The organism is Kitasatospora sp. CB02891 (genome assembly GCF_002803145.1).
Lineage (GTDB): Bacteria > Actinomycetota > Actinomycetes > Streptomycetales > Streptomycetaceae > Kitasatospora > Kitasatospora griseola.
In genome coordinates this window covers 484,952-497,245 of sequence record NZ_NNBO01000003.1, presented here as the reverse complement: position 1 = coordinate 497,245, position 12,294 = coordinate 484,952, and the positions used below count along the sequence as shown (strand labels likewise).

Annotated in this window: 12 protein-coding genes; 5 read left to right on the top strand and 7 right to left on the bottom strand. The window is 72.4% G+C overall.

Annotation, left to right across the window (positions count from 1 at the left end; all coding sequences use genetic code 11):
• Window positions 1-38 precede the first annotated feature (38 nt).
• Window positions 39-809, bottom strand: a complete 771-nt coding sequence (locus CG736_RS10990; protein ID WP_100586032.1) for a 1-acyl-sn-glycerol-3-phosphate acyltransferase — start codon at window positions 807-809, stop codon at window positions 39-41.
• Between the two features lie 176 nt (window positions 810-985).
• On the opposite strand from CG736_RS10990, the gene CG736_RS10985 reads away from it, so the two are divergent.
• Window positions 986-1,765 carry a carboxylesterase gene (locus CG736_RS10985; protein ID WP_100585974.1) on the top strand — a complete coding sequence of 260 codons (780 nt, stop codon included), beginning with the start codon at window positions 986-988 and terminating at the stop codon, window positions 1,763-1,765.
• Between the two features lie 10 nt (window positions 1,766-1,775).
• Complete coding sequence (locus CG736_RS10980) at window positions 1,776-2,366, top strand: hypothetical protein (protein WP_232733917.1); 591 nt, start codon at window positions 1,776-1,778, stop codon at window positions 2,364-2,366.
• Between the two features lie 56 nt (window positions 2,367-2,422).
• Here the strand turns inward: CG736_RS10980 and CG736_RS10975 are convergent, their stop codons facing one another.
• The 5 genes from CG736_RS10975 to CG736_RS10955 all read right to left on the bottom strand — a co-directional run bounded on the left by CG736_RS10975 (window position 2,423) and on the right by CG736_RS10955 (window position 6,310).
• Complete coding sequence (locus CG736_RS10975) at window positions 2,423-3,181, bottom strand: endonuclease/exonuclease/phosphatase family protein (protein ID WP_100585973.1); 759 nt, start codon at window positions 3,179-3,181, stop codon at window positions 2,423-2,425.
• A gap of 83 nt (window positions 3,182-3,264) precedes the next feature.
• Window positions 3,265-4,206 carry an ROK family glucokinase gene (locus tag CG736_RS10970; RefSeq protein ID WP_100585972.1) on the bottom strand — a complete coding sequence of 314 codons (942 nt, stop codon included), beginning with the start codon at window positions 4,204-4,206 and terminating at the stop codon, window positions 3,265-3,267.
• A 195-nt stretch (window positions 4,207-4,401) separates the two neighbouring features.
• A complete protein-coding gene (locus tag CG736_RS10965) occupies window positions 4,402-4,680 on the bottom strand; it encodes a DUF5304 family protein (protein ID WP_043913518.1) in 279 nt (92 codons plus the stop codon).
• A gap of 26 nt (window positions 4,681-4,706) precedes the next feature.
• Window positions 4,707-5,867 (bottom strand): ArsA family ATPase, encoded by a 1,161-nt coding sequence (locus CG736_RS10960; protein WP_100585971.1) that lies wholly within the window; start codon window positions 5,865-5,867, stop codon window positions 4,707-4,709.
• 8 nt (window positions 5,868-5,875) lie between these two features.
• Window positions 5,876-6,310 (bottom strand): SRPBCC family protein, encoded by a 435-nt coding sequence (locus CG736_RS10955; protein WP_100585970.1) that lies wholly within the window; start codon window positions 6,308-6,310, stop codon window positions 5,876-5,878.
• Between the two features lie 248 nt (window positions 6,311-6,558).
• Between CG736_RS10955 and CG736_RS10950 the strand changes: the two genes are divergently transcribed.
• Window positions 6,559-8,355 (top strand): long-chain fatty acid--CoA ligase, encoded by a 1,797-nt coding sequence (locus tag CG736_RS10950; protein WP_100585969.1) that lies wholly within the window; start codon window positions 6,559-6,561, stop codon window positions 8,353-8,355.
• Window positions 8,356-8,556: 201 nt separating this feature from the next.
• Here CG736_RS10950 and CG736_RS10945 read toward each other — a convergent pair whose 3' ends face one another.
• Window positions 8,557-9,699: a glycosyltransferase family 4 protein gene (locus CG736_RS10945; protein WP_100585968.1), complete on the bottom strand. Its 1,143-nt coding sequence runs from the start codon at window positions 9,697-9,699 to the stop codon at window positions 8,557-8,559.
• A gap of 256 nt (window positions 9,700-9,955) precedes the next feature.
• Between CG736_RS10945 and CG736_RS10940 the strand changes: the two genes are divergently transcribed.
• Window positions 9,956-11,320, top strand: a complete 1,365-nt coding sequence (locus tag CG736_RS10940; RefSeq protein WP_100585967.1) for a glycosyltransferase 87 family protein — start codon at window positions 9,956-9,958, stop codon at window positions 11,318-11,320.
• Window positions 11,321-11,393: 73 nt separating this feature from the next.
• Window positions 11,394-12,293 carry a carbohydrate kinase family protein gene (locus CG736_RS10935; protein WP_100585966.1) on the top strand — a complete coding sequence of 300 codons (900 nt, stop codon included), beginning with the start codon at window positions 11,394-11,396 and terminating at the stop codon, window positions 12,291-12,293.
• Window position 12,294 lies beyond the last annotated feature (1 nt).

Below are 12,294 nucleotides of genomic sequence, written 5' to 3'. Positions count from 1 at the left end.
GTCTGTGATCCTCCACGCCAAGCCCCCCTGACGGCCGGTCAGGCCCCGGCGTCCTTCTCCTGCTCCGCGGCCTTCTCCTGCTCGGCGGCCTTCTCGGCCTTCTGCTGAGCCTTGCGGTCGGCGTCGGCGGCCTTCTTCTCCTCCGCGAGCTGCCGCTTGGCGGCGGTCGCGTAGATGTCCACGTACTCCTGGCCGGACAGCCGCATGATCTCGTACATCACCTCGTCGGTGACCGAGCGCAGGATGAACCGGTCGTTCTCCATGCCCTGGTAGCGGGAGAAGTCCAGCGGACGGCCGATCCGGATGCCGGGGCGGACGCCGAAGTTGGGGATCACCTGGCCGGGCGGCTGCACCTTCTCGGTGTCGATCATCGCGACCGGGATCACCGGCGCGCCGGTGGCCAGCGCGACCCGGGCCAGGCCGCCGACCTTGCCGCGGTACAGCTTGCCGTCGGGCGAACGGGTGCCCTCCGGGTACACGCCGAACACCTCGCCGCGCTCGATCACCGCGATGCCGCTGCGGATCGCCGCCTCGCCGGCGCCGCGGGCGCCCGAGCGGTCCACCGGCAGCTGGCCGACGCCCTTGAAGAACGCGGCGGTCAGCCGGCCCTTGATGCCGGGCGTGGTGAAGTACTCGGCCTTCGCGATGAACGTCACCCGCCGCTTCAGCAGTGCGGGCAGGAAGAACGAGTCCGAGAAGGACAGGTGGTTGCTGGCGAGGATGGCCGGGCCTTCGTCCGGAATGTTCTCCTCGCCCTCCATCCACGGCCGGAAGAAGATCCGCAGCAGCGGCGCGACGATCATCTTCATCAGTCGGTAGAACAACCGGGGCCTCCTGTTGTGCGGACCGGACGATCCTAATGCTTGCGCCCGCGCACCCGTGCACCGGCGACCCGTCGGGGCCGCGGCGGGCCTCTGTACGGGGCAACCCGCCCGTGGGACGATCGAGTTCCCCTCGCCTGCCCCCACACCCAGGAGTCCTGCCGATGCCGATGCTGCCGGGAGCCGAGCCGTACCGCCACGACGGCGGTCCGGTCGGTGTGCTGCTCATCCACGGTTTCACCGGTTCCCCGCAGTCCATGCGCCCGTGGGCCGAACACCTGGCCGACGCCGGACTCACCGTCAGCGTCCCGGTGCTGCCCGGCCACGGCACCCGCTGGCAGGACCTCCAGGCGACCCGCTGGGAGGACTGGTACGCCACCGCGGAGGCCGCCCTCACCGAGCTCGCCGCCCGGTGCGAGCAGGTCTTCGTCTGCGCGCTGTCGATGGGCGGGGCGCTCGCCCTCAAGCTCGCCGAGAAGCACGGCGACCGGATCTCCGGACTGGTGCTCGTCAACCCGTCGGTGCGCTCCGACAACCCCGCAACGGTGCTTCTTCCGGTCCTGCGCCACGTGCTGCCCTCGCTGCCCGGCATCGCCTCGGACATCGCCAAGCCCGACACGGCCGAGGTCGGCTACGACCGGCTCCCGCTGCACGCCGCCTGGTCACTGGCCCGGCTGTGGAAGAGCGTCCAGGCGGGAATGCCCGCAGTGACCCAGCCCGTTCTGCTGTTGCACAGTCCGCAGGACCACGTGGTCTCGCCGAGCAACTCGGCACTGGTGCTCGCCCGGATATCCTCGACCGATGTGACGGAGCTGCTGCTCGACCGCAGCTTCCACGTGGCCACGCTGGACCACGACGCCGGTCTGATCTTCGGGGCGAGCCTCGACTTCGTCCGGCGGCTGGCCCCGGCAGCGGCGGTCGATGCCGGGAACCACTCGGGCTGAAAGGCCGATAGTGAACGAGACCAGCAAGGCGAACGACGACGAGGACCTGCCCCGCGACGACCCCAAGGCGGCCGAGCCCGCCGAAGAAGCCGCGCCCGAGCCCGCCCAGCGGCGCCCCGCCGCCGGCAGCCAGGCCGAGCAGGACGCGATCTTCGCCGCGCTGGTCGCCCAGTTCGACGAGCCGGTGGACGCCACCGACCAGGCCTGGCCCGACGCGGAGAACGTCCGCGAGCGCCCCCGCCGTCCCACCGCGCCCACCGGCCCCACCGGCCTCGGCGACTTCACCCCCCGCCCGGTCCCCCGCCCCACCGACGGCCCGCGCGACTACACCGTCGCCGAGGACGAGGACGAGGGCCACTTCGTCCCGCCGGAGCCCCCGCCGCTGCCCTCCGCCGACACCACCGCCAAGTTCGCCTGGCTGGCCGTCCTCGGCGGCCCCGCACTGCTCCTGTTCGACGCCGTGGTCTGGCGCGAGGTCTCCGGCTGGCCCGCCTGGGTCGGCGTCATCGCCTTCCTCGGCGGCTTCGGCACCCTGGTCTCCCGTATGAAGGACCGCGACGACGACGAGCCCGAGGACCCGAACGGCGGAGCCGTCGTCTGAACACCCCCGCCGCGCGCCGGAGCCGACGACCGCTCAGCCCCGGCGCGAAAGGCTCCTCACGGCCCCGGCACCCGCAGTGCCGCCAGCACCGGCAGATGGTCCGTCGCCGCCCGCAGATCCGCCTCCGAGACACCCGGCAGCGGATACGGCACCCCGCAGCCCAGCACGTCGATGTCCGGCGTGGCGAACACCCCGTCGATCCGCTGATACGGCTGCGCCGGCACCGAAGTGAACGTCCCGCCCCACGGCGCCTTCGCGTGCGCGTCCGTCAACCCCTCCGCGAACGCCCGCCAACCCGGGCCCTCCGGCGGCTCGTTGAAATCCCCCGCGACCACGCCCGGCTCCCCCGGCTGCACTTGACGCTGCAACAGTTCGAACTGCCGCAGCCGCTCCTCCGGTTGGAGGCTCAGGTGACAACTCGTCACCGAGAACGGCCGCGACCCGCCGATCCGCACCAAGGCGCTGGCGAACCCGCGCGCGTGCAGCCCCCGGGTCTTCGGCAGCAGCACGTCCCGCAGCTCCAGCACGTCCACCCGCAGCTTGCCGAGCAGCAACGGCCCCGCCGCCACCCGGCCGCCGCCGGCCAGGATCACCATCCCGGTCCGGTGCGCCAGCCACGCCGCGGCCTTCTCGCTCTTCCAGTACCGCGGCGACTCCTGCACGCACACCACGTCCGGATCACACGCCCGGATCACCCGAGCCACCGCCGTGCGGTCGTCACGCAACGACCGCACGTTGTAACTCATCACCCGCACCCGCCGCGCCCCGTCCGGCTCCACCCCGGAGGACGCCAACGCAACATCAGTGTCCGTCACCTGACCGACAGTAACAGCTGGGGCGCGCGAACAGGGGCGCCGGGGACAACCCCCGGCGCCCCTGTTTTCGCGCCCGTCAACCCCTAGCTGCGTGCCAGGTCCGCCGCGCCGGCGATCCCCGCCGCCGACCCCATCGACGCCAGGACGACGTTCGCGCGGGGCCGGGCCGGACCACCCGTCAGGTACCGTTCGAACGCGGCCGCGACCGGGTCGAGGAGGAGGCGGCCGGAGTCGGAGACGCCGCCGCCGAGGACGAAGACCGCCGGGTCGAAGAGCGCGGCGAGGTCGGCCATGCCGCGGCCGAGCCAGTCGGCGACCTCCGCGTAGCAGGCGAGGGCCAGCGGGTCGCCCTCCTCCGCGGCCTGGGTGATGTGGATGCCGCGGATGGTGTCCGCGAGACCCTCGTTGAGTTCGAGCATCCGCTTGCCGGCGATCGGGTCGGCCGCGGCCTTCTCCCGGCCGTAGCGTCGCAGGGCCCGCCCGGAGCCGTACTGCTCCCAGCAGCCGTGGCCGCCGCAGCCGCAGAGCAGACCGTCGGGGACCATGTTGAGGTGGCCGATCTCGCCGGCCACGCCGAAGCTTCCGCGGTGCAGGCGGCCGTCGAGGACGATGCCGCCGCCGATGCCGGTGCCGACGGTGATCAGCACCATGTCTTCGTACTCGGCCGCGGCGCCGAACCGGAACTCGGCCCAGGCGGCGCAGTTGGCGTCGTTCTCGACCACGGTGGGCAGGCCGGTGAGTTCCTCGACGCGCTGCTTGAGGGGCTCGTTCTCCCAGGCGATGTTGGGCGCCATCAGGACGGTGGAGCGGTCCCGGCTGACGAAGCCGGGGGCGCCGACGCCGACGGCGGCGACATCGGGGTACTGCTCCTTCAACTCCCGCACGCCCTGGGCGATGGCGTCGACCGCCCACTGGGGGTCGGCCGGGGTGGGCACCCGGGTCTTGGCCAGAATCTCGCCGGACTCGTCGACCACACCCGCTGCGATCTTGGTACCGCCGACGTCCACGCCGATGGTCAGAGCCATGTGTCCCTCAGCTATTCACTCGTTCCCGCTCAGGCGAACGGTACCGGCTGAGGGGTGCCCACGTACACAGTTCGGCCTACATTATCCGAAGGCAACGTTCGATCATCGACGAATCTGCCTTCAGAAGTCATACCAACTGTCCCGTTCGGTGATGACTCGAAACCATAACGTGACGATGACGAAGCGTCGGCTTAATTACTTGTCGGAGGCCTCTTCGGCCCCGTCCAGGTCCACCCGCTCGGTCTCGGCGTGTTGGGGCGCCGACCAGCGCCGCTCGTGCCCGGCCACCACGGCCCGGTACGCGGCCAGCAACTCGCCGCCGGCGGCGGCCAGGTGGCCGTACACCTCGGGGTTGGACTCGCGCAGCTTGCCGCCGATCTCCACGGCCTTGCCGCCGAGTGCGGTCGCGAACTTCCGCACCTCTTCCACCAGCGGCGCGAACTCGCCCGTCCCGCCCGGCTGTTCCGTACCCATCACACGCTCCCGTCCGTCAGATCCCGCTACCCGCGCGGCCACAGCGCGGGGTCGGGGGTGAACCGCACCGACAGCGTTCCGTCGACCAGGCCGGCCCCACTGACCGTGCAACGGCGCAGCGCCGACGGGAGTGCCACGACCCGCCGGTAGCTTCCGGCGCCGAGCACCAGTTCGTCGCCGCGGCGCAGCAGTTCGAGGTCCGTGCGGTCGGCGCCGGGCAGCGGCAGGTGCCAGATCAGCTGGTTCTCGGCGGCCAGCCGGTCCTCGGTCCACGGCTCGGCGGGCGCGGGGATCCGGGGCGCGCCGGCCGGGTACAGCTCCTCGGCGAGCGCCTGCAGCGAGTCGGGCTGTCGCACCGTCAGCAGCGGGACGTTCAACTGCTCGGCGATCTCCGCGAGTTGCTCGCGCTGCCGGGCGGCGGTGCGGGCCAGCCAGGGGTCCGGGGAGTCCACGGCGCCGGCGGGGTGCGCGCCGTGCGCGACCACCGCGTCCAGCAGCAGGCCGTGCAGCGCGAGGCCGGCCCGGATCCGGGCCAGGGCGCGCGGCGCGGGGCGGGCGGCGTCCAGCACCAGGCGGACGGTGGTGCCGGGCGCGGCGATCACGGCGGCGGCCTCGGCGAGCGCGGCGGACGCGGCGGCCCGGGCCTCGAACAGCTTGTCGGTGGGCATCGGGACGCCCGCCAGCCCGGCCAGCAGCGGGCGCAGCGCGCGGGCGGCCTGCCGCTGCTCGGGCAGCAGCCGGGCCAGGTAGCGCTCCAGTTGGGCGGGCAGCGCCAGGGTGGCGATCAGTTCGGCGGGCGGCGGGGCGGCGACCACCAGCACCTCGGCCTCGGCCCGCGGCAGCGCGCGCAGCAGGGCGAGGGCGCGGGTGCCGGGCAGCGGGGCGAGCTCGTCGGGGTCGAGCGGCTGGGCGCCGATCAGGTCGAGCGCGGGGGCGAGCCGGTCGCGGTAGCCGTCCAGGGCGGCGCGGAAGGCGGCCTGCTCGTCCATCCGGGCGGCGGCCAGGCACGGCTCCAGTTCGACGGCCTCGGGGCCGAGCCGGACGCCGAGCAGGTCGTCGACGGCGCGGTGCGGGTCGTCGGCGGCCAGCAGCAGGGTCGTGCTGCCCTGCCGGGCGTGGTGCAGGGCGGTGGCGGCGGCGATCCTGGCGGACTCCGGGCCGCTGATCAGTACGGTGCGGGTGGCCACGGGCCCGGTCAGCCCTCGACGCGCTTCTTCAGGCCGGCCAGCGCCCGGTCGATGATGACCTTCTCCGCCTTGCGCTTGATCATGCCGAGCATCGGGATCTTGACGTCCACGGCCAGCTGGTAGGTGACCTCGGTGCGGCCCTGGCCGACCGGGGTGAGCCGGTAGGAGCCGTCCAGCGAACGCAGCATCTGGCTCTTGACCAGGGTCCAGCTGACCTCGCGGTCGCCGTCCCAGGTGTAGGCGAGCGCGTGCTCGTCGCGGATCGCGCCGGCGTCCAGCAGCAGCCGCACCTCGGCGGCGCGGCCGTCCGGACCGGTCTGCAGGACCTCGATCTCCTTCAGCTCGTCGGTCCACTCCGGGTAGGCCCCGAAATCGGCGATCACCGCCATGACCTCGGCCGGGGTGGCGTCGATGACAATGCTCGACCTGGTGTGCTCCGCCATTGCGGCCTCCGCGATCTCCCTGTGCTGCTGTGCGCCCAGCAGAGGCTATCGCGGGCGGGACCCCGTCCTTTCCGCCGAGGCACCTTACCGGCGGGTCACCTCACGCCTGACGTAGGGTTCGCATCGATCCATCCCACGTCCGACCTGCGATGTGACGATCGGAACACCGAGGCCGACCCCTCTGGTCGAACTCACCTACCCAGCAGTAACGTCCAGTCGTCCCGCAGCGTCGCAGACGAGGAGCAGTCTTGCTCGAGGAGTTCAGCCTTCCGGCCCGCTACCAGGTACCGAGCGACGGCAACCTCGCCGACCTGGTCCACCAGAACGCGGAGCGGCACCCGGGCGTCGCTGTGCTCAGCCGCAAGGCGGACGGGCAGTGGCAGGACCTCACCGCCGTCCAGTTCCTCGCCGAGGTGCACGCCGTCGCCAAGGGCCTGATCGCCGTCGGCGTCGGCCCCGGCGACCGGGTCGCCGTGATGTCCCGCACCCGCTACGAGTGGACGCTGCTCGACTTCGCGATCTGGACCGCCGGCGCGATCACCGTCCCCGTCTACGAGACCTCCTCCGCCGAGCAGGTGCAGTGGATCCTCGGCGACTCCGGCGCCCGCGTCGTGGTCACCGAGACCGACAAGCACGCCGCCGTGGTGGCCGAGGTCCGCGAGGCGCTGCCCGCGCTCGAACACACCTGGCAGATCGAACGTGACGGCATCGCCGCACTGACCCTGGCCGGCCAGGACGTCGCCGACCAGGTGATCGCCGAACGCCGGGTGATCGCGAACCCCGACACGATCGCCACCATCGTCTACACCTCCGGCACCACCGGCCGCCCCAAGGGCTGTCAGCTCACCCACGGCAACTTCCTCGCCGAACTGGGCAACGTCACCGCCCGGATGCCCGAGCTGTTCGTCACCGGCGAGTCCTCGGTGCTGCTCTTCCTGCCGCTGGCCCACGTGCTCGGCCGGATCGCCGAGATCGCCGCCGCCATCGCCCCGGTCAAGCTCGGCCACGTCTCCGACATCCGGAACGTCACCGAGGAGCTCGGCTCCTTCCGGCCGACGCTGATCCTCGGCGTCCCCCGGGTCTTCGAGAAGGTCTACAACACCGCCCGCGCCAAGGCCCAGGCCGACGGCAAGGGCAAGATCTTCGACCGCGCCGCCGACACCGCCGTCGCCTACAGCCGCGCGCTGGACGCCGGCGGCCCCTCGCTGCTCCTGCGGATCAAGCACGCGATCTTCGACAAGCTGGTCTACGTCAAGCTCCGCAACGCGCTCGGCGGCCGCTGCAAGACCGCCATCTCCGGCGGCGCCCCGCTCGGCGAGCGGCTCGGCCACTTCTACCGCGGCATCGGCTTCTCCGTCCTGGAGGGCTACGGCCTCACCGAGTCCTGCGCCGCCACCACCTTCAACCCCAACGACCGGGCCAAGATCGGCACCGTCGGCCAGCCGCTGCCCGGCTCCGCGGTCCGGATCGCCGAGGACGGCGAGGTCCTGCTCAAGGGCCCGCAGATCTTCACCGGCTACTGGAACAACCCCACCGCCACCGCCGACGCCCTCCGGGACGGCTGGTTCGCCACCGGCGACCTCGGCAGCCTCGACGACGACGGCTACCTCACCATCACCGGCCGCAAGAAGGAGATCATCGTCACCGCCGGCGGCAAGAACGTCGCCCCCGCCGTGATCGAGGACCGCATCCGCGCCCACGCGATCATCGGCGAGGTCATGGTGGTCGGCGACCGCAAGCCCTTCATCGCCTGCCTGGTCACCGTCGACGACGAGTTCTTCCCCCGCTGGAAGGCCCTCAACAACAAGCCCGCCGACGCGACCGTCGCCGACCTCCGCGAGGACCCCGACCTCCTCGCCGCGATCCAGGCCGCCGTCGACGACGGCAACCAGGCCGTCTCCCACGCCGAGGCCGTCAAGAAGTTCCGCCTCCTCACCACCGCCTTCACCGAGGCCAGCGGCCACATCACGCCGTCCCTCAAGCTCAAGCGCAACGTCGTCCTGAAGGACTTCGCGGCCGAGATCGAAGCGCTCTACACCCGCTAGCGGGTGGTGGGCGCGAAAACAGGGGCGCACGACCAGGGGCGCTGGGGGTACCCCCAGGCGAAGCCGAGGGGGCGGAACTGCGCGACCAGCGCAAGGCCCGTCCGTTAGGTCGCGATCACGTGCAGGTCATTGTCCTGCGGCGCGATCTTGCGGACGGAGTGCCTTCCGCTTCGCGCAGTTCCCCGCGCCCCTGTTTTCGCTTCAGCGCACCTCCAGCAACCCCGTGAGCCGTTCCGCCAGCATGTCCCAGCGCCACGCGTCATGAACCCACTTGCGCCCCGCCTCCCCCATCTCGCGTCGCAGACTCGCGTCCCCCAGCAGCCGCACCAGCCGGTCCGCCAGGACCGTCTCGCCGTGCTTGCCCGGCACCACGAACCCCGTCTCCCCCTCGCGGACCGCGTCCGGCGCGCCGCCGGAGTCTCCGGCGACGACAGGCAGGCCGGTCGCGGAGGCCTCCAGGTAGACGATGCCGAGGCCCTCGACGTCGAGTCCGCCCCGCCGGGTGCGGCACGGCATGGCGAAGACGTCCCCGGCGCCGTAGTGGGCGGGGAGTTCCTCCCAGGGCACCGCGCCGGTGAAGACCACCGAGGACCGCACCCCGACCTGGTCCACGAGTTTTTCGAGGTCGCCGCGGTACGGCCCGCCGCCGACGATCAGCAGGACCGCGTCGGGCTGCGCCGCCAACACTCGCGGCCAGGTGCGGATCAGCGTGTCCTGCCCCTTCCGGGGGACCAGCCGCGACACGCAGACCACGACCGGGCGATCCGTCAGCCCGAGCCGGGCCCGGACCGCGTCCCCGCCGGAGTCGGGCCGGAAGGTGGACTCGTCGACACCCGGCGGCAGTTGGGCCATCCGGGAGGCGACCCGGGGGCCGACCGCACGGGCGATCCGCGAACGCGTGTACTCGCCGAGGTAGGTCAGCACGTCGGTGTTGCCGCCGATCCGGCGTAGCAGCTGCGCGGAGACCGGCAGTTGGGCCCACGCGGCCTCGTGGCCGTGGGTCATGCCGAGGAGCCGCTGGGCGCCGGCCCGGCGCAGGTGCGGGGCCATCAGGCCGAGCGGGGCGGCGGCGCCGAACCAGACGGAGGTGCAGTTCTCGGCGCGCAGGATCTCCGCGGCCCGCCGGGTGACCCGGGTGGTGGGGATCATCATCCTGGTGCGGTCGCGGATCACCGGAAAGGGCTGTTCGGCGTCGAACTCGGCGACTTCCCGCCCGTCGCGCCAGGTGGAGGCGTACACCACGATCGATCCGGCGGGTTGCCGGACCGCCATGTTGTGGACGAACGCCTGGATGCCGCCTGGCCTGGGCGGAAAGTCGTTGGTGACGATGAGGGTTCTGGTCATGTGCCGCGGCTCGCTCGGTCAGGGGGTGCTCGGAGTACCCGTGAGTGGTCCGTACGATAGGTCACCGTGCCCGTCCGCCGGGAACGCGGCCCGCACCGTCCACGGCGGCGGGACCGTCGCAGGATCGGAAGGTTCGGACACGGTTCGGAGAAGTTAGAGGACACGGCCGCAATCGATGCGGTGTGCTTGGTGGCCTGACCGGTACCCCCGGCGGGCGCCCGGTACCGGTGCGTACGCGACGACCCGAAGGAGCGTAGTGGAGTCACCCCAGGCCGAACGGCCCGGCAGTTCGGAGGCCCCGGCGCTGCCTGCCCCGTCCGGTTCCGCGCCGAGTCGCCGTCCGCTGTGGGCCCTGGGGGCCGCCTGGACGGTCTCCCGGACACTGCTCGTGCTGGTCGTCTCGGGGGTGTTGCGGATCGCCAACACGGACGTGACGGCGGACGTCTCGGTGATCTACCACAGCTGGTACGAGGTGCTGTGCACCGGCACGTTCCCGCTGGACGACGTGACCTGGCAGTACCCGCCGGGCGCGGCGCTGGTGATCCTGCTGCCGGGGCTGCTGCCGTGGTCGTACCTGGTGTCGTTCTTCGTGATCTGCGCCGTGGTGGACGCGGCGGCGATGGCCCTGCTGATGCGCGCGGGGGTGCGCAAGGGCCGGAGCTACCTGGGCGCCTGGTACTGGGTGGTGGGCGTGCCGCTGCTCGGGCCGACGGTGTACTGCCGGTACGACATCATCGTGACGGCGCTGGCGGTGGCGGGTCTGCTGGTGGTGCTGCGCCGCCCGGCGCTGGGCGGCGTGCTGCTGGGCCTGGGCGGGCTGTTGAAGATCTGGCCGCTGCTGGCGCTGTTCGGAACGCCGCGCGGCCGGCGCACCCGGCGGTCGTGGACCTCGGCGGCGGCGTTCGCGGCGGCGCTGGGCTTCCTGCTGACGGCGGGCATGAACGGGGCGTTCGAGTTCCTGAAGTTCCAGTCGGAGCGGGGCATCGAGATCGAGTCGCTGGGCGCGCTGCCGCTGCACTTCGCGAAGCTGGCGGGTTCGTGGCACGGCACCGTGACGATGAACTACGGCTCGGTGGAGTTCCTCGGCCCGTGGGTGCCGGTGATCTCCAAGGTGATGGTCGGCATGACGGTGGCCGGTTTCGGCTGGCTGCTGATCTGGCGGCTGCGGGCGGCCCGGTGGACGTCGGCGACCACGTTCGACGCGGCGCTGTGCGCGCTGCTGATCTTCACCGCGACCAGCCGGGTGATCAGCCCGCAGTACATGATCTGGGTGGTCGGCCTGGCGGCGGTGTGCCTGACGGTGCGGGGCAGCAGCCAGCGCCCGGTGGCGGTGCTGGTGCTGGTGGCCACGGTGCTGACCACGCTGGAGTTCCCGGTGATGTTCGGCTCGGTGAACCGCAGCGAGCTGGCGGGCGTGCTGGTGCTGACGGCCCGCAACCTGGTGCTGCTGGTGACCACCGTGCTGTCGGCGTACCGGCTGTGGCGCTCCACCCGGCGGCGCGAGGCGCTGACCACGGTGGTGCTGCCGGCCGGGCAGGTGGTGTCGCAGTACCCGGTGCGGCCGGGCATCGCCTACGAGCAGGACCTGCTGGACGACCTCACTCCGGCGGACCGCACCTGACGGACCGTCACACCGCCCTGCAAGTTTCTGAAAGCGCTTGCAGGGCCTGGCTCTCCGCTGCCACCATCGCCGAATGATCGACTACGACATCCTGATCGTCGGCGGCGTCGGCGTGGACACCATCGTCCGGGTGGACCGCCTGGAGATCCCGCCCGGCCGCGACTCGGTGCACGTCCCCCCGGTGCGCGACTACCCGGCGCACACCGGCAACGGCGTCGCGCTGGCCTGCCACACGCTGGGCCTGCGCACCAAGCTCGCCGACTTCCTCGGCGAGGACCCGCAGGGCGCCCTGGTGCTGTCCGAGTACGCCCGCCGCGGCCTGGACTTCAGCCACCTGCCCGCCCCCGCCGGCACCCCGCGCAGCGTCAACCTGGTGGACGCCGACGGCCTGCGGTTCTCCTTCTACGACGGCCGCCACCCGGCGGACGCCCGGCTGCCGCGCGAGTTCTGGCTGCCGCTGCTGGAGCGCTCGAAGCACGTCCACCTGTCGATCACCGGCGTCAACCGGGACATGTACCCGGACGTCGAGCGGCTGGGCCGCCCCAGCTCCACCGACCTGCACGCCTGGGACGGCGAGAACGAGCACCACCGCTTCTACGCACTCCGCTCGGACGTGGTGTTCCTGTCCGCGGCCGGCCTCGACAACCGCCCGGAGGCGGCGATGCGGTCGATCCTGGCCCACGGCCGGGCCGAGCTGGTGGTGGCCACCGCGGGCGCCCACGGCGCGTTCCTGCTCACCCGCGAGGACGACGCGCCCCGGCACTTCCCGGCGGTGGACCCGGGCGCGCCGATCGTCGACAGCAACGGCGCGGGCGACGCGTTCGTCTCCGGCTTCCTGCACCACCGGCTGGCGGGCCGCCCGGTCGAGGAGTGCATGCGCGCGGGCGCGGCGGCCGGCGCGTTCGCCTGCACCACGGCGGGCACCCACACCGCGTTCCTGGACGCGGCGGGCCTGGAGCGGGCGCTGGCCTGAG